The sequence below is a fragment of the Pseudomonas sp. LAIL14HWK12:I1 genome (genome assembly GCF_003202095.1).
Lineage (GTDB): Bacteria > Pseudomonadota > Gammaproteobacteria > Pseudomonadales > Pseudomonadaceae > Aquipseudomonas > Aquipseudomonas monteilii.
Map to the genome: position 1 here is coordinate 191,291 of NZ_QJKG01000007.1, position 20,700 is coordinate 211,990.

Annotated in this window: 17 protein-coding genes; 12 read left to right on the plus strand and 5 right to left on the minus strand. The window is 63.3% G+C overall.

Annotated features, from left to right (window positions below):
* Positions 1–55 precede the first annotated feature (55 nt).
* The 6 genes from D906_RS18605 to tadA all read left to right on the plus strand — a co-directional run bounded on the left by D906_RS18605 (position 56) and on the right by tadA (position 6,693).
* Positions 56–811: a sulfite exporter TauE/SafE family protein gene (locus D906_RS18605; RefSeq protein ID WP_025753761.1), complete on the plus strand. Its 756-nt coding sequence runs from the start codon at positions 56–58 to the stop codon at positions 809–811.
* A gap of 47 nt (positions 812–858) precedes the next feature.
* Positions 859–1,416 (plus strand): hypothetical protein, encoded by a 558-nt coding sequence (locus D906_RS18610; protein WP_019098221.1) that lies wholly within the window; start codon positions 859–861, stop codon positions 1,414–1,416.
* Between the two features lie 86 nt (positions 1,417–1,502).
* Positions 1,503–2,972, plus strand: coding sequence for an IMP dehydrogenase (guaB, locus tag D906_RS18615; RefSeq protein ID WP_016713074.1), 1,470 nt, complete (start codon positions 1,503–1,505; stop codon positions 2,970–2,972).
* 78 nt (positions 2,973–3,050) lie between these two features.
* Positions 3,051–4,628 (plus strand): glutamine-hydrolyzing GMP synthase, encoded by a 1,578-nt coding sequence (gene guaA / locus D906_RS18620; RefSeq protein WP_016713073.1) that lies wholly within the window; start codon positions 3,051–3,053, stop codon positions 4,626–4,628.
* Positions 4,629–4,831: 203 nt separating this feature from the next.
* On the plus strand, positions 4,832–6,214 hold the full coding sequence (locus D906_RS18625; protein WP_027615492.1) for a multicopper oxidase family protein: 1,383 nt from the start codon (positions 4,832–4,834) through the stop codon (positions 6,212–6,214).
* Positions 6,214–6,693 (plus strand): tRNA adenosine(34) deaminase TadA, encoded by a 480-nt coding sequence (tadA, locus tag D906_RS18630; protein ID WP_016713031.1) that lies wholly within the window; start codon positions 6,214–6,216, stop codon positions 6,691–6,693. The genes D906_RS18625 and tadA overlap by 1 nt, the downstream gene beginning before the upstream one ends.
* A gap of 11 nt (positions 6,694–6,704) precedes the next feature.
* On the opposite strand, the gene mltF is transcribed toward tadA, so the two are convergent.
* Entirely contained in the window at positions 6,705–8,162 is a 1,458-nt protein-coding gene (gene mltF / locus D906_RS18635; protein ID WP_019098095.1) for a membrane-bound lytic murein transglycosylase MltF, read from the minus strand.
* A gap of 335 nt (positions 8,163–8,497) precedes the next feature.
* On the opposite strand from mltF, the gene purL reads away from it, so the two are divergent.
* Entirely contained in the window at positions 8,498–12,397 is a 3,900-nt protein-coding gene (gene purL / locus D906_RS18640) for a phosphoribosylformylglycinamidine synthase (RefSeq protein WP_016713029.1), read from the plus strand.
* 3 nt (positions 12,398–12,400) lie between these two features.
* Entirely contained in the window at positions 12,401–12,712 is a 312-nt protein-coding gene (locus tag D906_RS18645; RefSeq protein ID WP_025753759.1) for an NGG1p interacting factor 3 protein, NIF3, read from the plus strand.
* 41 nt (positions 12,713–12,753) lie between these two features.
* Here D906_RS18645 and tatC read toward each other — a convergent pair whose 3' ends face one another.
* From tatC to tatA, 3 genes are read right to left on the minus strand one after another with little or no spacing between them, the layout of a single operon-like run.
* A complete protein-coding gene (gene tatC, locus D906_RS18650) occupies positions 12,754–13,515 on the minus strand; it encodes a twin-arginine translocase subunit TatC (RefSeq protein WP_019098097.1) in 762 nt (253 codons plus the stop codon).
* Positions 13,512–13,802: a Sec-independent protein translocase protein TatB gene (gene tatB, locus D906_RS18655; protein ID WP_025753758.1), complete on the minus strand. Its 291-nt coding sequence runs from the start codon at positions 13,800–13,802 to the stop codon at positions 13,512–13,514. The genes tatC and tatB overlap by 4 nt, the downstream gene beginning before the upstream one ends.
* Positions 13,802–14,035 carry a twin-arginine translocase TatA/TatE family subunit gene (gene tatA, locus D906_RS18660; protein ID WP_025753757.1) on the minus strand — a complete coding sequence of 78 codons (234 nt, stop codon included), beginning with the start codon at positions 14,033–14,035 and terminating at the stop codon, positions 13,802–13,804. Before tatA ends, tatB begins: the two co-directional genes overlap by 1 nt.
* A 145-nt stretch (positions 14,036–14,180) precedes the next feature.
* Between tatA and gspK the strand changes: the two genes are divergently transcribed.
* Both gspK and D906_RS27075 read left to right on the plus strand, forming a co-directional pair.
* Positions 14,181–15,146, plus strand: a complete 966-nt coding sequence (gspK, locus tag D906_RS18665) for a type II secretion system minor pseudopilin GspK (protein ID WP_016713024.1) — start codon at positions 14,181–14,183, stop codon at positions 15,144–15,146.
* 187 nt (positions 15,147–15,333) lie between these two features.
* Entirely contained in the window at positions 15,334–16,116 is a 783-nt protein-coding gene (locus D906_RS27075; protein WP_332107679.1) for an RHS repeat-associated core domain-containing protein, read from the plus strand.
* 219 nt (positions 16,117–16,335) lie between these two features.
* Here D906_RS27075 and D906_RS18675 read toward each other — a convergent pair whose 3' ends face one another.
* Positions 16,336–18,411 (minus strand): PhoX family phosphatase, encoded by a 2,076-nt coding sequence (locus D906_RS18675; RefSeq protein WP_019099597.1) that lies wholly within the window; start codon positions 18,409–18,411, stop codon positions 16,336–16,338.
* A 224-nt stretch (positions 18,412–18,635) separates the two neighbouring features.
* On the opposite strand from D906_RS18675, the gene D906_RS18680 reads away from it, so the two are divergent.
* Positions 18,636–20,276 (plus strand): hypothetical protein, encoded by a 1,641-nt coding sequence (locus tag D906_RS18680; protein ID WP_027615493.1) that lies wholly within the window; start codon positions 18,636–18,638, stop codon positions 20,274–20,276.
* Entirely contained in the window at positions 20,273–20,698 is a 426-nt protein-coding gene (locus tag D906_RS18685) for a pilus assembly protein PilZ (protein ID WP_027615494.1), read from the plus strand. The genes D906_RS18680 and D906_RS18685 overlap by 4 nt, the downstream gene beginning before the upstream one ends.
* Positions 20,699–20,700: the final 2 nt, after the last annotated feature.

Below are 20,700 nucleotides of genomic sequence, written 5' to 3' on the forward strand. Positions count from 1 at the left end.
GTCGGCATGGCTCATGGCTGGCTAACCTTGGCCTGACTTTTCAGGAACTGCTGCCATGCTTGCCCAACTGTCGTTTTCCGGCCTTGACTGGCTGCCCATCCTGTTCGGTGTCGGTGCCGCCTATATCGTTTTTGGCATCGCCGGTTTCGGCACGGCGCTGGTGGCCGGCCCTGTGTTGATCCACTTCATGCCGTTGTCACGCATCATCCCGTTGTTGGTGTTGCTAGACTTCGTTGCCGCGTTCGGCAACCTGCTGCCATCGCGCCGGGACGTGGTGCGCAGCGAGTTGTTGCGGCTGCTACCGTTCATGGCTGTGGGCTGCACGCTGGGCGTGGTATTCCTGCTGCAACTGAAGTCCGATCTGCTGTTGCTACTGATGGGGCTGTTCGTGACTGCCTACGCCGTTTATGGCCTGGCGGTGAAGGTACGGCCAGCGAAACTATCGGGCATCTGGGCAGTGCCGATGGGCACGGTAGGCGGGTTGTTCGGCGCGCTGTTCGGCAGTGGTGGCTTCCTTTATGCGATCTACCTGAGTGCACGTCTTGAAGTAAAAGAGCAGGTGCGCGCGACGCAGAGTGCACTGATCAGTTGCAGTACCATCGTCCGGTTGTCCCTGTTCCTTATTGCCGGTGTCTATGCCGACCAAAGCCTGTTGCTGCTCGCCGTCTGTTTGCTACCCGTCATGTTCGTGGGCCTCTGGGTGGGGCGCAGACTGACCAATCGACTGTCACGTGAAGCCTTTGTACGCTTGGTCACCTGGCTGGTGCTGGCCAGCGGCCTGGCGTTGATTGGTCGCTACCTGAGCGCCTGAGCGGTAGAATTGCGTCATTACCGCAGTTTTTCAGGTTTTTCCTGTTCATGAACACCCAGAGCATCATCGTCCCCAAACTGTCCACCGTCCCGGTGCATGAAGCCCGCGCCCGCGCCATCCTGCGTTGGCTGGTGCGCGAGAAGGTCGTCGAGGAGCAACTCACTACCTGTGGTCGCACTGGTAACCGCATGGGGCATGCCCTGGCCGCCGGGGCACGCAAAGTGGCCCTGCACCCCGAAAAACTGCCTTTCGGCGAGCAGGTCAACGGGTTGGAGGTGATGCTCAAGCGATGCATCTATACCCCTACCGAAGGCTTTCTTGAAGAAGCCGGTTGCCCGGAGTGCCGGCGCGAGGTGGGCGAGCCGCTGTTCGAAAGCCTGGAAGAGTGGATGCCGGGGGTAAGTGACAACTTCACCTGCCCGCTGTGCGGCTTCGAAGATGACATCAATGGCTTCATTTACCTGCAGCCATGTGCCTTTTCCAACCTGGGGTTCATCTTCAACAACTGGGGCGAGGCCGGCTTCACCCAGGCCTTTCTCGACAGCTTCGCCGACTGGCTCGACCAGCCGGTGGCCGTGGTGCAGGTAAAACTGCCACAAGGCTGACCGAAGGCCCTTATTTTGCATTGAGCGGCGCGCCGTGCATGAGTATAATGGCGCGCTTCCATTTTTCCCGCCCGGGAGCCCCCGCGATGCTGCGTATCAGCCAAGAAGCCCTGACCTTCGACGATATCCTCCTTGTACCTGGTTATTCCGAGGTACTGCCCAATGAAGTCAGTCTCAAGACCCGTTTGACCCGTGGCATCGAGCTGAACATTCCGCTGGTTTCCGCCGCCATGGATACCGTGACCGAAGCGCGCCTGGCCATTGCCATGGCCCAGGAAGGCGGTATCGGCATCATCCACAAGAACATGACCATCGAACAGCAGGCCGGCGAAGTGCGCAAGGTCAAGAAGTTCGAGGCTGGCGTGGTCAAGGACCCGATCACCATCGACGCCGACGCCACCGTGCGCGACTTGTTCGACCTGACCCGCCTGAACAACATCTCCGGCGTACCGGTGCTGGCGAACGGTGACCTGGTCGGCATCGTCACTTCCCGTGACGTGCGCTTCGAAACCCGCCTGGACGCCAAGGTCCGCGACGTGATGACGCCAAAAGAGCGTCTGGTCACCGTCCGCGAAGGCGCCGACAAGAACGAAGTGCGCGAGCTGCTGCACAAGCACCGCCTGGAAAAGGTCCTGATCGTTGACGACAAGTTCAACCTCAAGGGCATGATGACCGTCAAGGACATCGAAAAAGCCAAGGCCTACCCGCTGGCCAGCAAGGACGACCAAGGTCGTCTGCGCGTTGGCGCTGCGGTCGGCACCGGCAAGGACACCGGCGAGCGCGTTGCCGCCCTGGTTGCCGCTGGCGTTGACGTGGTGGTTGTCGACACCGCCCACGGTCACTCCAAAGGCGTGATCGACCGCGTTCGCTGGGTAAAAGAAACCTACCCGCAAGTGCAGGTCATCGGCGGCAACATCGCCACCGGCGCCGCTGCCAAGGCCCTGGCCGAAGCGGGCGCTGACGCCGTCAAGGTCGGTATCGGCCCAGGCTCCATCTGCACCACCCGTATCGTTGCCGGTGTCGGCGTGCCGCAAATCAGCGCCATCGCCAACGTTGCCGCCGCACTGGAAGGCACTGGCGTGCCACTGATCGCCGACGGCGGTATCCGCTTCTCCGGTGACCTGTCCAAGGCCATCGTTGCCGGTGCTTCCTGCGTGATGATGGGTTCGATGTTCGCCGGTACCGAAGAGGCTCCGGGTGAAGTCGAGCTGTTCCAGGGCCGTTCTTACAAGGCCTACCGTGGCATGGGCTCGCTGGGTGCCATGGCACAGGCGCAAGGCTCGTCCGACCGTTACTTCCAGGACTCCTCGGCCGGCGCCGAGAAGCTGGTACCGGAAGGCATCGAAGGCCGCGTACCTTACAAAGGCGCCCTGGCCGCGATCATCCACCAGCTGATGGGCGGCCTGCGTTCGTCCATGGGCTACACCGGCAGCGCAACCATCGAAGAGATGCGCACCAAGCCGGAATTCGTGCGTATCACCGGTGCCGGCATGGCCGAGTCCCACGTGCATGACGTGCAGATCACCAAAGAAGCCCCTAACTACCGTGTAGGCTAAGGCTTCCAGCAATATAAGCATGCGGGGCTGTCACGACAGCCCCGCGTCGTTTCCGATTTCCACTGACGAGATTGAGTCATGGCCCTCGACATTCACGCTCACCGCATCCTGATCCTCGATTTCGGTTCCCAGTACACCCAGCTGATCGCCCGCCGCGTGCGCGAAATCGGCGTGTACTGCGAACTGCACCCGTTCGACATGGACGATGAAGCGATCCGCGAATTCAACCCGCGCGGCATCATCCTCGCCGGCGGCCCCGAGTCGGTCCACGAAGCCAACAGCCCACGCGCTCCGCAGGCCGTGTTCGACCTGAACGTACCGGTGCTGGGCATCTGCTACGGCATGCAGACCATGGCCGAGCAGATGGGCGGCAAGGTAGAAGGTTCTGACCTGCGTGAATTCGGTTATGCCCGCGTAGACGTGGTCGGCAAGAGCCGCCTGCTCGACGGCATCGAAGACCACGTTGACGGCGACGGCGTACTGGGCCTGGACGTGTGGATGAGCCACGGCGACAAGGTTACCCAGATGCCGGGCAACTTCCACGTGCTGGCCAGCACCCCAAGCTGCCCGATCGCCGGCATGTTCGACGATTCCCGTGGCTATTACGGCGTGCAGTTCCACCCGGAAGTGACCCACACCAAGCAAGGCGGTCGCATCCTGTCCCGCTTCGTGCAGGACATCTGCGGCTGTGAAGCCCTGTGGACGCCTTCCAACATTGTTGAAGACGCCATCGCCCAGGTGCGTGAGCAAGTCGGTTCGGCCAACGTCCTGCTGGGCCTGTCCGGCGGCGTCGACAGCTCGGTGGTTGCCGCGCTGCTGCACCGGGCCATCGGCGACCAGCTGACCTGCGTATTCGTCGACAACGGCCTGCTGCGCCTGCACGAAGGCGACCAGGTGATGGCCATGTTCAAAGAGAACATGGGCGTCAAAGTGATCCGCGCCGATGCTGAAAAGCAGTTCCTCGATAACCTGGAAGGCGAAGCCGACCCGGAGAAGAAGCGCAAGATCATCGGCCGTACCTTCATCGACATCTTCGATGCCGAAGCCAGCAAACTGGAAAACATCCAGTTCCTCGCTCAGGGCACCATCTACCCGGACGTGATCGAGTCGGCTGGCGCCAAGAGCGGCAAGGCCCACGTGATCAAGTCGCACCACAACGTGGGCGGCCTGCCGGAGGAAATGAACCTCAAGCTGGTCGAGCCGCTGCGTGAGCTGTTCAAGGACGAAGTGCGTAAGATCGGCCTGGAACTGGGCCTGCCGTACGACATGGTCTACCGCCACCCGTTCCCGGGCCCGGGCCTGGGCGTGCGCATTCTGGGTGAAGTGAAGAAGGAATACGCCGACATCCTGCGTCGCGCCGACCACATCTTCATCGAAGAACTGCGCAAGGCCGACTGGTACCACAAGACCAGCCAGGCGTTCGTGGTGTTCCAGCCGGTCAAGTCGGTTGGCGTCGTTGGCGACGGCCGTCGCTACGCCTGGGTCGTGGCCCTGCGTGCCGTCGAGACCGTGGACTTCATGACCGCGCGCTGGGCGCACCTGCCGTACGAACTGCTGGAAACCGTCAGCGGCCGTATCATCAACGAAATCGACGGTATCTCGCGCGTGACCTACGACGTGTCGAGCAAGCCGCCGGCCACTATCGAGTGGGAATAAGTTGAGCCACAAGGGCGCCGCGAGGCGCCCTTGTTGTATCTGCCCTCTGTATCGGCCTCTTCGCGGGCTTGCCCGCGAAGAGGCCAGCACAGGCAAAAACGAGACTTCACTTAATCTTTCCCATTTGCAGGTGTATCGTATTCGCCCTTCACCGTCAGCCATGCTGGCAGCTTGATTGCGCAAAACACGAGGTACCCGCACCGATGTCCTTCACCCGTCGACAAATGCTCAAGGGCCTGACTGGCCTGGTTGTGGTTGGCCTGGGCGCCGGTGGCGCGGCGCGTTACTGGCTGGGCAAGGTCGAAGACGAAAACGCCGGCCACGATTATGAGTTGATTGCAGCGCCGCTGGACGTCGAGCTGGTGCCGGGCTTCAAGACCGAGGCCTGGGCGTTCGGCCCGTCGGCGCCGGGTACCGAGCTTCGCGTGCGCCAGGGTACCTGGCTGCGGGTACGCTTCATCAACCACCTGCCGGTGGAAACCACCATTCACTGGCACGGCATTCGCCTGCCGCTGGAAATGGACGGTGTGCCCTACGTCTCGCAACTGCCGGTCAAGCCGGGCGAGTATTTTGACTACAAGTTCCGCGTACCGGATGCCGGCAGCTACTGGTATCACCCGCATGTCAGCAGCTCCGAAGAGCTGGGGCGCGGTCTGGTTGGCCCGCTAATCGTCGAGGAGCGCGAGCCGACCGGTTTCCAGCATGAGCGCACCCTTAGCCTGAAGAACTGGCACGTGGACGAGCAGGGCGCCTGGCTGCCTTTCAGCATCCCGCGCGAGGCCGCGCGCAACGGCACCGCCGGGCGCTTGATCACCATCAATGGTCAGCCCGACTCGGTGATCGAGCTGCCGGCCGGCCACGTGGTGCGGGTGCGCCTGCTGAACCTGGACAACACCTGGACCTACCGCCTCAACCTCAAGGGCAACTGCGAGGCAAAAATCTATGCCCTCGACGGCAACCCGGTGACCCCGCGCCCATTGGAAGACGAGTACTGGCTCGGCCCCGGCATGCGTATCTGCCTGGCCATCCGTATTCCCGAGGCGGGTGAGGAGATTTCCCTGCGAGACGGTTTCGTGCGCCTGGGCACCCTGCGTTCGGTGGCCAGCAACGACGTGCCGAGTGACTGGCCGCCAGCGCTGCCGCCCAACCCGATCGCCGAGCCGGACCTGGAGAATGCCGAAAAGCTCAACTTCAATTTCGAATGGGCGGCCAACGTCACTGTCACCCCTGACCCGGACAAACCGTCGAGCATGTGGCAGATCAACGGCCAGGCCTGGGACATCACCGACAAGACCTGCGCGGACCGCCCCATCGCCACGTTGCAGAAGGGCAAGAGCTACATCTTCGAGCTGAAGAACATGACCCAGTACCAGCACCCGATCCACCTGCACGGCATGAGCTTCAAGGTGATCGGCTCCAATCGCCACGACATCAAGGAGCCGTGGTTCACCGACACCTACCTGCTGGGCAAGAACGAACGCGCCCAGGTGGCGCTGGTGGCGGATAATCCGGGCACCTGGATGTTCCACTGCCACGTCATCGACCACATGGAAACCGGCCTGATGGCCGCGATCGCGGTGGTCTGATGCGCCCTCAGATCATCGATCGCAGCCGCGATCAGGAATTCATGCGCCTGGCACTGACACTGGCTGCGCAAGGCGCAAGCATGGGGGAAGTGCCGGTGGGGGCAGTGCTGGTGCAGCATGGCCAGGTGATCGGCCAGGGCTTCAACCGGCCGATCATCGACAGCGACCCCAGTGCGCATGCCGAGATGGTGGCCATCCGCGCAGCGGCGAAGTCTGCCAGTAATTACCGGCTGCCCGGCAGCACCCTTTACGTGACCCTGGAACCGTGCAGCATGTGTGCGGGGCTGATCGTGCATTCGCGGGTGATGCGCGTGGTGTTTGGCGCCCTGGAGCCCAAGGCGGGGATCGTGCAGAGCCAAGGGCAGTTTTTCGGGCAGGGGTTCCTGAACCATCGGGTGATGGTGGAAGGCGGGGTGCTGGCGGAGGAGTGCGGGCAGATCCTCAGTGATTTCTTCAAGGCTCGCCGGGCCAAGGCTTAACCTGTACAGGCTTACATGGGCGGCGACTGATCTGCCGGCTTGTCCTTGTTCACCCCAGGCACATGCAGGTTGCCCTCGGCCACCTGGCCTTCGAGCTGCGGCTGGGTCACCCAGGTGAGGATGTCGTAGTAACGGCGGATGTTGGCCACGAAGTGCACCGGCTCGCCACCCCGGGCGTAGCCGTACTTGGTTTGCCGATACCACTGCTTCTGCGACAGGCGCGGCAGCATCTTCTTCACGTCCAGCCACTTGTTCGGGTTGAGCTTCTCGCGCTTGGCCAGGGTACGGGCGTCTTCCAGGTGGCCGCTGCCGACGTTATAGGCAGCCAGGGCGAACCAGGTGCGGTCCGGCTCCTGAATGCTGTCGTCCAGCTCTTCCTTGATCTTCATGAAGTATTTGGCGCCACCCTGAATGCTCTGTTTCGGGTCCAGGCGGTTGGACACGCCCATGGCCTGGGCGGTGCGCTGGGTCAGCATCATCAGGCCGCGCACGCCGGTCTTGGAGGTGACCTCCGGCTGCCACATCGATTCCTGATAGCCGATAGCGGCCAGCAGGCGCCAGTCTACCTGCTCGACCTTGGCGTAGCTCTTGAAGTGCTTCTCGTACTTGGGCAGGCGTTGCTGCAGGTGCTGGGCGAAGGTGTAGGCGCCCACATAGCCCAACACGTCGACATGGCCGTAATAACGGTCTTTCAGTCGCTGCAGGGTGCCGTTCTTCTGCGCCTTGTCGAGAAATTCGTTGATCTCGTTGAGCAGGCTGTTGTCTTCGCCTGCGGCCACTGCCCAGCGCTGGTCACGGGTATCGCCCAGGTCGAAGGCAACCCGCACGTTGGGGAAGTACACCTGGTTCATCGCCAGCTCGTTGGAGTCGACCAAGGTCAGGTCGATCTGGCCTTCGTCGACCATGCGCAACAGGTCGACCACCTCGACGGCGTCGGACTCTTCGTATTGCAGGCCCGGGTACTGCTTCTTCAGTTCGGCCAGCTGGTCGGCATGGCTGCTGCCCTTGAGCACCATGATCTTCTTGCCGACCAGGCCCTTGGCGTCTGTGGGGCGCGGGCGGCCGTTGCGGTAGATGACCTGCGGGGTCACCTCCAGATACGGGTGAGAGTATCTGACCTGTGCCTTGCGCCGCTCGCTGCTGACCAGGCCGGCAGCGGCCAGCACCGGGCCGGAGGGCTTGCCGAGGGCGTCGTACAGCTCGTCGAGGTTGTCGGCGGTCTCGATTTGCAGCTTTACGCCCAGATCTTCGGCGAAATGCTGAACCAGCTCGTATTCGAAGCCGGTTTCGCCGTTGCGGTCCTGGAAATAGGTGGCCGGGCTGTTGCGGGTGATGACGCGCAGCACGCCATCCTCCTTCACGCGCTCGAGGGTGCTGGGTTTTTCAACGCAGGCACCGAGCAGCAGAAAGAGTCCGGTTGCGAGAAGCCATTTGGCGCAACGCTGGCGCAAAGCAGTGTGGGCGAACATAGGTTGCAGTATACGCAAAGGACCGGTTCAACCATATCTCGACAACGGTTAGCTTGTCTGGTAGCGGTTTATGTGATGTGGGGGCGTGGCGGTGGATTGTGTTTGGGCCACCAAGTGCCTGCCGTGAGAGGTGTGGCGCCTGTGAGATCGAGCGCCGCCCGCGCGGCGCTCGATCTCACAGGCCATAAACCTCTTGAGGCGAGCACCCGAAATATTGACCCGAAAGTCCGGTTCCACCGCCCGGCAGCCGTGGCGTAGAGCGGGTGCCGAAAGCCATCGAATTAGGCTAGAATGCACGGCCTCTAAGCACACCCCTTCCTGAGGCTGTCCCGACGATGTTGATCCTGCGCGGCGCTCCTGCCCTTTCTGCCTTTCGCCACGGTAAATTACTCGAGCAACTGAGCCAGAAAGTCCCCGCTGTTACTGGTTTGTATGCCGAATTCGCCCACTTCGCCGATGTTGATGGCGAACTGACCGCCGACCAGCAGCAGGTGCTGGGCCGTCTGCTCAAGTACGGCCCGAGTGTGCCGGTACAGGAGCCGACCGGTCGCCTGTTCCTGGTCGTGCCGCGCCTGGGCACCATTTCGCCGTGGGCCAGCAAGGCCAGCGACATCGCCCACAACTGCGGCCTGCAGTCGATCCAGCGCCTTGAGCGCGGCATCGCTTACTACGTGGCCGGCACCCTGAGCGATGCTGACGCTGCATTGATCGCCGCCGAGCTGCACGACCGCATGACCCAGCGCGTGCTGGGCCAGCTGGAGCAGGCGGCCGACATGTTCAGCCACGCCCAGCCCAAGCCGATGACCTCGGTCGACATCCTGGCCGGTGGCCGCGACGCGCTGGCCAAGGCCAACATCGACCTGGGCCTGGCCCTGGCCGAAGACGAGATCGACTACCTGGTCAACGCTTTCCAGGGCCTCAAGCGCAACCCGAACGACATCGAACTGATGATGTTCGCCCAGGCCAACTCCGAGCACTGCCGCCACAAAATCTTCAACGCCAGTTGGGACATCGACGGCCAGGCTCAGGAAAAGAGCCTGTTCGGCATGATCAAGAACACCTACCAGATGCACAACGAAGGCGTGCTGTCCGCCTACAAGGACAACGCTTCGGTCATCGTCGGTAACGTGGCCGGCCGCTTCTTCCCGAACCCTGAAACCCGCCAGTACGGCGCAGTGCAGGAGCCGGTGCACATCCTGATGAAGGTGGAAACCCACAACCACCCGACCGCCATCGCCCCGTTCTCTGGTGCCTCCACCGGCTCCGGTGGTGAAATCCGCGACGAAGGTGCTACCGGCCGTGGCGCCAAGCCCAAGGCTGGCCTCACCGGCTTCACCGTGTCCAACCTGCGCATCCCGGGCTTCGAGCAGCCATGGGAGCAGCCTTACGGCAAGCCTGAGCGCATCGTCGACGCCCTCGACATCATGATCGAAGGCCCTCTGGGTGGCGCGGCGTTCAACAACGAATTCGGTCGCCCGGCCCTGACCGGTTACTTCCGTACCTTCGAGCAGGCCATCAACACCCCGCACGGCGAAGAAGTGCGCGGTTACCACAAGCCGATCATGCTCGCCGGTGGTATGGGCAACATCCGTGAAGACCACGTGCAGAAGGGTGAGATCACCGTCGGCGCCAAGCTGATCGTGCTCGGCGGCCCGGCCATGCTGATTGGCCTGGGCGGCGGCGCCGCTTCGTCGGTGGCGACCGGTGCCAGCTCGGCAGACCTGGACTTCGCCTCGGTACAGCGCGAAAACCCTGAAATGGAGCGCCGTTGCCAGGAAGTCATCGACCGCTGCTGGCAGTTGGGCGACGCCAACCCGATCGCCTTCATCCACGACGTTGGCGCCGGCGGTATCTCCAACGCCTTCCCTGAGCTGGTCAACGACGGTGGCCGTGGCGGCCGCTTCGAACTGCGTAACGTGCCCAACGACGAGCCGGGCATGGCCCCGCACGAAATCTGGAGCAACGAATCGCAAGAGCGTTACGTGCTGGCCGTCAGCGCCGTCGATTTCGAGCGCTTCAAGGCCATCTGCGAGCGCGAACGCTGCCCGTTCGCCGTAGTGGGTGAAGCGACTGAAGAGCAACACCTGACCGTCAGCGACAGCCACTTCGGCAACACCCCGGTGGACATGCCGCTGGACGTGCTGCTGGGCAAGCCCCCACGCATGCACCGTTCGGTTACCCGTGAAGCCGAGCTGGGCGATGACTTCGACCCGAGCAAGCTGGACCTGGACAACGCCGTCCAGCGCGTTCTTAGCCACCCGGCCGTGGCCAGCAAGAGCTTCCTGATCACCATCGGCGACCGCACCATCACCGGCCTGGTTGCCCGCGACCAGATGGTCGGCCCGTGGCAGGTACCGGTGGCCGACTGCGCCGTTACCGCTACCAGCTTCGACGTCTACACCGGTGAAGCCATGGCCATGGGCGAGCGTACTCCGCTGGCGCTGCTGGATGCCCCGGCGTCCGGCCGCATGGCCATCGGCGAAACCCTGACCAACCTGGCCGCTTCGCGCATCGAGAAGCTGTCCGACATCAAGCTGTCGGCCAACTGGATGTCCGCCGCCGGCCACCCGGGTGAAGACGCCCGCCTGTACGACACCGTCAAGGCTGTCGGCATGGAGCTGTGCCCGGAGCTGGGTATCACCATTCCGGTCGGCAAAGACTCGATGTCGATGAAGACCAAATGGAGCGATGAGGGCGGCGAGAAGAGCGTTACCTCGCCAATGTCGCTGATCATCACCGGCTTCGCCCCGGTCACCGACATCCGTAAAACCCTGACCCCGCAACTGCGCATGGACAAGGGCGAGACCGACCTGATCCTGATCGACCTGGGCCGTGGCAAGAACCGCATGGGCGCCTCGATCCTGGCCCAGACCTACGGCAAGATCGCTGCCCAGGCACCGGACGTCGACGATGCTGAAGACCTCAAGGCCTTCTTCGCCGTGATCCAGGGCTTGAACGCCGACGGCCACCTGCTGGCCTACCACGACCGTTCCGATGGCGGCCTGGTCACCACCGTGCTGGAAATGGCCTTCGCCGGCCACTGCGGCCTCGACCTGCACCTCGACCCGCTGACCGACAGCAAGGGCGACGTGCCAGCCATCCTCTTCAACGAAGAGCTGGGCGCAGTCATCCAGGTTCGCCAGGATGCTACCCCTGACGTACTGGCACAGTTCAGCGCCGCTGGCCTGGGCGAAGGTTGCGTCGCGGTGATCGGCAAGCCGGTCAACAACGGTGAAGTGTCCATCAGCCTGAACGGCGAAGTGCTGTTCGACGATGACCGCCGCATGCTGCAGCGCCAGTGGGCTGAAACCAGCTACCAGATCCAGCGCCTGCGCGACAACGCCGACTGCGCGGACCAGGAATTCGACCTGCTGCTCGAGGAAGACAACCCGGGCCTGTCGGTGAAGCTGGGCTTCGACGTCAACGACGACATCGCCGCACCGTACATCAAGAAGGGCGTGCGCCCGCAAGTGGCCATCCTGCGCGAGCAGGGTGTCAACGGCCAGGTCGAGATGGCCGCAGCCTTCGACCGTGCCGGCTTCGCCGCCATCGACGTGCACATGAGCGACATCCTCGCGGGCCGTGTCGACTTCGAGGCCTTCAAGGGCCTGGTCGCCTGCGGGGGCTTCTCGTACGGTGACGTGCTGGGTGCCGGTGAAGGCTGGGCCAAGTCGGCGTTGTTCAACGCCCGTGCCCGTGACGCCTTCCAGGCCTTCTTCGAGCGTACCGACAGCTTCGCCCTGGGCGTGTGCAACGGTTGCCAGATGATGTCCAACCTGCACGAGCTGATCCCGGGCACCGAGTACTGGCCGCACTTCGTGCGTAACCGCTCGGAGCAGTTCGAAGCGCGTGTGGCCATGGTCGAGGTGCAGAAGTCCAACTCGATCTTCCTGCAGGGCATGGCCGGTTCGCGCATGCCGATCGCCATCGCCCACGGCGAAGGCCACGCCGAGTTCGCCAACGAAGCGGCACTGCTGGAAGCCGACGTGTCCGGTTGCGTGGCCCTGCGCTACGTCGACAACCACGGCAAGGTCACCGAAGCCTACCCGGCCAACCCGAACGGCTCGCCGCGTGGTATCACCGGCCTCACCAGCCGCGACGGCCGTGTGACCATCATGATGCCGCACCCGGAGCGTATGTTCCGCGCCGTGCAGAACTCGTGGCGCCCGGACGAGTGGCAGGAAGATGCCGCGCTGATGCGTATGTTCCGCAACGCACGGGTGTGGGTGAACTAAGGCGTGTACAAGCTCGCCTTTTTCGTCCCCGACAGCCATGTCGAAGTGGTCAAGGCCGCCGTGTTCGCCGCCGGTGGCGGGCGCATCGGTGACTATGACCACTGCGCTTGGCAAACCCTCGGCCAGGGCCAGTTCCGCCCGCTGGACGGCAGTCAGCCGTTCCTCGGGCAAGCCGGCCAGGTCGAGGTGGTGGAAGAGTGGAAGGTGGAGCTGGTGGTGACTGACGATCTGATATCTCAGGTCGTCGCTGCGCTCAAGCAGAGCCACCCGTACGAGACGCCAGCCTATGAAGCCTGGCTGCTCGCCGAGTTCTAGACCGCATCAAGGCCATTCGCGGGCACGCCCGCGAATAGGCCCTACACGCCAGCCACAATGTCCTTGCCAGGCACCGGCCGCTTCAACCAGCCACAAGCCAGCAACCCCACCTCGAACAACACCCACATCGGCACCGCCAGCATCGTCTGCGAAAACACATCCGGCGGCGTCAATATCATCCCCACCACAAAGCACCCGACAATCACGTAGGGCCTGCTGCGCCGCAACGTGGCCACATCGGCCAACCCCACCCAGACCACGATGAACGTCGCCACCGGGATCTCGAACGCCAGCCCGAACGCCAGGAACAGCGCCAGGATAAAGTCCAGGTACTGGCTGATGTCGGTCATCATCGCCACGCCGTCCGGCGTCACGCTGGCAAAAAAGCCGAACATCATCGGAAACACCAGGAAGAACGCGAAGGCCATGCCGGCATAGAACAGCACGATGCTCGACACCAGCAGCGGCAGGGCAATGCGCCGTTCACGGCGGTACAGCCCCGGCGCCAGAAAGCCCCAAGCCTGGTGCAGCAGCAGCGGCATGGCCACGAACAGCGCACACATCGCGGTCAGTTTGAACGGTGTCAGAAACGGCGAGGTGACGCTGGTAGCGATCATGCTCGCGCCTTCTGGCAAAAAGCGCCGCAGTGGTTCGGAAATGAGCGTGTACAGCGTTTGCGCAAAGGGGAACAGGCCGGCGAACACCAATGCCACCAGTGCCAGGCAACGCACCAGGCGTTTGCGCAGGTCGCGCAGGTGTTCGGTCAACGGCATGCTGGCCGCCGGGTCCATGGCAATACTCATGAGGCGTTTTCCTTGGGCTGGGCGACCGTGGCTGCATCATTGGCCGGCTCCGCGTTCAGGCTTATGCCTTGGCGGATCTCCTGCTCCAGGCGCTGTAATGGGGCGCTGTCGAGGTTCGGCATGTCGATTTCGCGTTCTACCTGCGTGCGCAAGGCGTGCATGGCCCGGCGCGCCTGGCCCAGTCCGCGCCCCAGGGTACGCGCCGCCACCGGCAGGCGTTCCGGGCCCAGCACCAGCAACGCGACGATGCCGACCAACAGCAACTCGCTGAAGCCTACCTCGAACATCAGGCCTGACGATCCGCTTGAGGCTGCTGTGTGGCCTGGCCGTTCAGCGGCGCCTGCTGCTGTACCTGAGCCTGGCCAGCGGCATTGACATCGTTGTCACCGCCCATGGACTTGCGAAAACCCTGGATCGCCTCACCCACATCGCTGCCCAGGCCCTTGAGGCGCTTGGTGCCAAACAGCAGGAATACGATCAGCAGTACGATCACCAGTTGCCAGATTCCAATGCCACCCATTGCGACCACTCCTGTAAGGTCATGAAAAGGAAGGCTAATCCTGCCTCGTGTAGATGACGTACACATGACGGACGGGCATTGCCATCTACCTGCAACACACCGCGTGTTGACTGGCGTCTTTATTCCGCGAGCGAGGCACGCACGGATGGGTGGCAGGCAACAGCGGGGGGCGGCCCTGTTGATGGTGATGGTGGTGCTGGCAATGTTGGCGGCGGGTATGGCCTGGCTGGTGGAAGACGGCCGGCGTCAGGTGGATGAAGTGCGCCTGTTGCACCAGCGGGTGCAAGCGCGGGCCATGGAGCAGGCCGGCCTGGCCTACGCCGAGCAAGCCCTGCGCGATCCCGCCTGGCGGCTTAGCCCATTGTTCTGGCAGGCCCTGCGTGGGCAGCCGTTGAACTATGACTTTGGCGCTGGCCAGGCGCAGTTGCGGGTGCGCGACCAGCACACCTGCTTCAACGTCAATGCGCTGCTAGGTGCTGATGGCGAGCGAGCCGAGCGTCAGTTGCGCTATTTGCTAGGCGACGACATGGCGGCTGAGCGGCTGGTCGATGCGCTGGCCGACTGGCTCGACGCCGATAGCGATACCCGCCTGCAAGGCGCCGAAAGCGCCCAGTACCTGCGTCAGCAGCCACCACGCCTGGCGGCCAACCAGCCGATGCTCGACACCAGCGAGCTGAACCTGCTGCTGGAGCCGGACGCCAGTCGGCAGGGCCGCTATCCGATGTTGTGTGCCTTGCCGCAGGTGACCGGTTGGCGCCTGAACGCCAATGCGCTTGGGCTGGAGCATTTGCCGCTGCTGGAGGCGTTATACGAAGGGCGCTATTCGCGCTCGTTGCTCAGCCGCATCATCAGCGGGCGGCCGGCGTCGGGGTATGTGGATGCAGGTGCCTTGCGTCAGGCGTTGGGGGCGGTGGATGACGAAACGTTCGAACGGCTGAGCGAAGGGTTGCTGCTGAACAGCGGGTATTTCCTGTTGCAGTTGTCGTTCGAGGAAGAGGGGCGGGCGATACGCAGCGAATTCCAGGTGGAGGCGTTGGGGGTGGTGCAATGGCATGCCCGGGTGCCGGCGCAGCAGGTGCGGGTGCGCAGCCGCGAGCCGATGGCTTGGTAGGGCTTGAGGTTGCCGGGGCTGCTGTGCAGCCTATTCGCTGGCAAGCCAGTCACATTCAGGAATTGCACGGTATTCAGAACCTGTGATCGTGAGCTGAAACCAGCAGCGTGTACTGATAATCTTGCTAGTTGCGCCTGGCCTCGGAAAGACCAAAACTTCAGCTCACCGTCTTGCGAGGCAAAACCCTGTGTCAGTAGCTCTGCGTGCCTATTGCCCTTACGGGCACCACCAAAACCAAGCTAGCTCGGCATTCATGCTTGGCTACAATGGTGAGCGAGAAGACTGCCGCTCCGGCACCTACGTGCTAGGCAATGGTTATCGGGCTTACAGCCCAGCCCTGAGGCGATTTCTTTCACCTGATGGCTGGAGTCCTTTTGGTGCTGGCGGGCCAAATGCTTATAGCTACTGCTCAGGAGATCCAGTCATGGGGCTGGATCCAAGTGGTCACGCGGATCTAAGTGGTCTGCGTAAAGTACCGCAAAAGCTATTGCAGCAATCACGAAGGGCAGGGGCACAAAGGGCTCCGCGGCAGACTGCAGAACAGCGTGTGGAGGCACTGCGTGCCAGACTACAACAGCGGCAACAAACACAAGCCCATATGCCAACACAACCTGTTAGGCAAACACTGAGAAACCCTATGGCTCAGCAGGGTACAGTGTATCTGGCTAACCGTCTTGCACCAGCGGGTAGTACAGCTCAACAGCTGCCATTGGCCAACGGGGCTCGAACTCCGCCCCGCCATGAAGCTGCGGGACTACAGCCACTTGACCTCGCTCAGGCAGAGTCTCTGTATCAGCAACTTATTGACATGAATCGGCACGAGCAAAACTTTAGTCAGAATCTTTCATATTTGGTAGAAGGCACCGAACAACGTCTGAGTTATGAGCGAGACATATCCAATATCAGAGCGCACGCAGACCAAATCCGCAGTCGACTTGGTGTTGACGCACTCAGCTGGTTCCACTTCTGAAGAAATGGTTGGTCGGTGATTGGGCAGTTTCCCGGGGGCCGGCGCAGCAGGTGCGGGTGCGCAGCCGCGAGCCGATGGCTTGGTAGGGCTTGAGGTTGCCGGGGCTGCTGTGCAGCCCATTCGCGGCACAAGGCCGCTCCTACAAGAGATCGCGTACCCACTGTAGGAGCGGCCTTGTGTCGCGAAAGGGCCGCAAAGCGGCCCCCGTGCACAGGTCGATCAGGCAGTCCCGATCTCCCCGCCATCAATACGCTGAATCACCACCGTCGAAGCCCGCGGCCGTACCGTAGTCCCAGCCGGCGTAGCGTCGGTCGCCTTGTCGGTATATGGCCAGTTCCCCGGGTGCTGAATGTTCACGAACAGCGTCTTGTTGTCCGGCGTAAAGGTAATCCCGGTCACCTCACATTCATTCGGCCCAACGAAGAAGCGGCGCAGGTCCACCTGATTCTGCGCGTTCACCGGCACCTGCTTGCCGCTGGCGTCTACCAGGTCGGTGGGGATCACTGCCAGCAGCTGGTCGTTGGTGTAATCAGTGAGGGTGCTTTCACCGTTGTCAGTCTCGAACCACAGCACGCCACGGCTATCGAAGCTCATGCCGTCGGGGCTGGCGAACTGGTTCAGTTCGGTCAGGCCGGAACGGTTGATATCGGCAGTACCGGCTGCGTTGGCGCCGAACACGAAGATGTCCCAGGTGAAGCTCAACTGGTCGTCGCTGTCGTGCCAGCGAATGATGTGGCCATGGCGGTTCGGGCCGCGCGGGTTGGCCGCATCGACCTTTTCCGGGGTACGCGCGCTGTTGTTGGTCAGGGTCAGGTATACATCGCCGTTCAGCGGGTTGACCGTGGTCCATTCCGGACGGTCCATCGGCGTTGCGCCCACGGCATCGCCGGCGCCACGGGTGTTGAGGATGATGCCTGGCAAGTCACCATACAGCGCACCCAGGGTGCTGCCGTTAGTGGTAGCGGTGTTCACATCCAGCAGCAGCCATACGCCGGTGCCGTCGGCATTGAAGCGGGCCACGTAGAGCTTGCCCTGGTCAAGGTACTTGGCACCGGTGGCCAGGCGGTCGGCCGGGTTGGCGTCGGCGGCGTCCCACACCGCGGTGGACACCCACTTGTAGAGGTACTCGTTGTTCGAGTCGTCACCCATGTACCACACCAGCGGCTTGCCGGCGACCGGCAGACCTGGGGCGCAGCCCTCGTGGCGGAAGCGGCCCAGTGCGGTGCGCTTGGTGGCCAGGGTGCTGCTGTTGTACGGGTCGATTTCGACGATGTAGCCGTAGGTGCTGGCTTCGTTGCGGTAGTCGTCGGTGGCGCTGGCGCCTTTGACGGTGACGTCGAAACGGGCGAACTCGTCGGCCACCTCGGTGCTGTCACCGGCAGCGGTTTCCCACTTGTACTGGCCGCTGGAGGTGCCCACGCCAATGCGGCGCTGGTCTTCGGGGCGGGTACCCTTGTTGACGAAGATACCCGGCCAGTTCTCTTCACAGGTCAGGTAGGTGCCCCACGGGGTGTAGCCGTTGCCGCAGTTGTTGTTGGTGCCACGGCAATGGGTGCCGGCGGTGGAGTACTTGGTCTTGACGTGGTCGGTGCCACGCAGCGGGCCGGTGATTTCCATGCGCGAGGCGGTGGTGAAGCGGCGGTTCAGCGGGTCGTTGTCGACCACCTGCCAGCGTCCGCCGATTTTCTGCAGGCGCACCACGCCAGCTCCGTGGGCGTTGATCTCCTTGCGCACTTCTTCGACCGGGCGCTTGCCGTTCACGTCGGTGGTGGGGCCGGCCGGGTGCAGGGCGGCGGTGTCGATGTATTCGAAGTTGATCGCCAGCAAGCCGTCTTCCGAGCTGCCGTTGATGGGGAAGAAGTGCATGCCGTCATGGTGCATGCCCATGGCATTGGCCTGGTCGGTCGAGGTGTTGCTGCCGTCGGACTTCCACGGGTTGCCATTGCTGTTGATGGGCGTACCCCACGGCGCCAGTACATAGGCGCTGTAGCCGGCGGCCACCACGCAGGCGTCGGTGCGCGAGCCCGGGATGGACTGGAAGCCCAGCGCCAGTTTCGGTACCTCTGGTTCGGTAACAGGCGGCTCGGTCACCGGTGGCTCGGTGACCGGATCATCGTGATCGGAACCACCACCGTCGAAGCAGCCTGTCAGGCCGGTACCGGCGATCATGGCGATGGCGGCGCCCAGGCTGCCGCGCATCACGCTGCGGCGGCTGAGGTAGGCGTCCATGACGTTGGCCATCGGCAGGTTGCCGCTTTGGTTCCGGTCCAGGTTGTCGCCGGTATCTCGACTCATCAGGGTGTCCTTATGTTGGCTGAGTTAGAGGAAACCGCGACTTTAGTGCGCAAATATGATGATTCATTGGCAGAAATGTTAACGGCGTTTTAAAACGGCCCGCTCTTAGAACATACGCTGACAGATCGATTTGGAATGATTGTCGGAATTCTGCCATCAAACTGTAATGCCAACGCCGCAACATCCGGAGCCCTGAATGAACATGGATAAGGATGGCGGGTTCGATGGCAAGCAGCATGCACAGGCGCGAAGTGATCAGCTGGATGGGTGTCGGGGCCATGGCCCCGCTGCTCGGCGCCTGTTCTGCTTTCCCGGCACAGCAGGGCGGTAACGCCCACCTCGACCTGCTGTACGTGGCCGATACCCTCGATGCCCGCCAACCCGGCCAGGCGGTGGTGCCGGCGACTCGCCTGGGGCCGGTCAGCCACCTGGGCCGCGCACCTTGGATGACCGGCAGCAGCGCCAGCCTGGCCTACCCGCAACTGGCGTCGTTGCTCGATGCCAGCCAGGCAACTACAGCCCAGCTGGGCGGTTTTGCCGTGCTGGCGGCGTTGCTGGAGCAACTGCGGGAGGAGGCCGGTGCAGGTAACAGCCTGACCCTGGAAAACGGCCAAGGCTGGAATGGCAGTGGCCTGGCCTACCTGACTCAAGGTGAGAGCGGCGTTCAAGGCAGCCAGATGCTGGGCAGTGAGGTGCGTGTCAGCAGCGATGAACGCGTGCTGTGGCCGCAGCGTAGCCATGGGCTGTATCGCCAGGCTAGCGCCATTACCTTGGGCGCCGGGCTGGCGGACGCGCAACGTCAGGCACTGGGGCTGGAGGCCTTGCACGTCTTCGAGCGCGGCGGTGCCCGCATTGCCGTGGTCGGCGTGACCGACCCTTACGCCCAGGACCAGAAAGCCTCCCTGAAACTGTGGTACCAATCATTACAACCCGTGTTCGAGCAAGCCCGGCGCGAAGGCGACCTGGTGGTGGCCATGGCCGACATAGGCACAGGCCCTGGTTTGTGGCTGGCCGAGCGGGTGCCGCAAATCGACGTGTTGTTGTGCGCCCGTGGCCAGGACCTGTGGCCCGCGCCGGTCGAGGTCACCCAGGCCAATGGCCGGCGCGTGCCGGTGCTGTTCGCCGGCTGTCGGGGCAGCGGCGTCTTCCGCCTGCGTTGTCAGCGAGTGGCTGGCGCATGGCAATTCGATGGGCGTTTCTTCCCGGCGTTCGAACAGCAACTGTCACCCGCCGCGCAACTGCGGGTGGGGCAACTGCAGGCTACCTTGCGCCAGCAACGCGCCGGCCATGCGGCCTGGCTCGACCAACCGCTGGCCCGTGCGCCACAGGCTTTGTGGCGCCGCGACACCCGTGGCGGCAGCTGGGACCGCTTGCTGCATCAAGCGTTGGCCGATGACAGCAGCATGCCCGTGCTGCTGCCGGGCCTGCGCTATGACTACCCGCTGCCCGCAGGTGCCCCCATCACCCGCGAACACCTGATCAGCCTGACCGGTGGCTACCCGGCCCCGGTGGTCGAAGCGCCGGCCCGGCAGGTGGAGCAAGTACTGGAGAACGCCGCAGAGCAACTGTTCGGCGACCCGCTACTGCTGGACAACAGCCAAGACCTGCCACGCTGGCAGAGCCAGGCCTGGGGGGTCAGCTACAGCCCGCAAGGCAAGCGCATCACCGGGCTGGAGCCGGTGCAGGGCCTGTGCCGCACTTTTGGCCTGCAGTTTGAAAGCCAGGCGGGCGAGCCCCTGTGGCAGCGGGTTGAAGCCTGGCTTGCCCGTCAGGCACCCGGCTGGCAACTGGTGCCGTTGCAATGGCCAGACGTGCGCTATGTGCAGGGGCACCCGGGCTGGCACCCACGGCAGTTGGCTTCGTGACGTTCGCTTCGCGCCTGCTCTCGGGCGCAGGCCTGACCTTGGCAGGCTGGCTGGCCGCCCAGTGCGTGCTGCAACTGAGCCTCCAGCCACAACCGGCGACAGCACCTGCGGTGGCTGTCGGTCCGTTGCCTGGGCTGATGGTCGGTCACTGGCAGGCGCCCATCGACGACGGTGCAATCGCCATTACCCGCCTGCCACTGCAATACCTCGGGGGCCTGAAGGCTGAGCCACTGGCCTCCAGCGTGGTGGTGCTGCGCTACGGCGAGCAAGTACGCACGCTGGCGCGTGGCCAACGCCTGGCGCCGGGGATCGTGCTGCAGGACATCGACAGTGATGGCCTGATTTTCAACAACCAGGGGCGGCGCGAACGCCTGCCCTGGCCGCCACGCCCCGCCGTGACCGGCTTCAAGCGGCAAGGATGAAC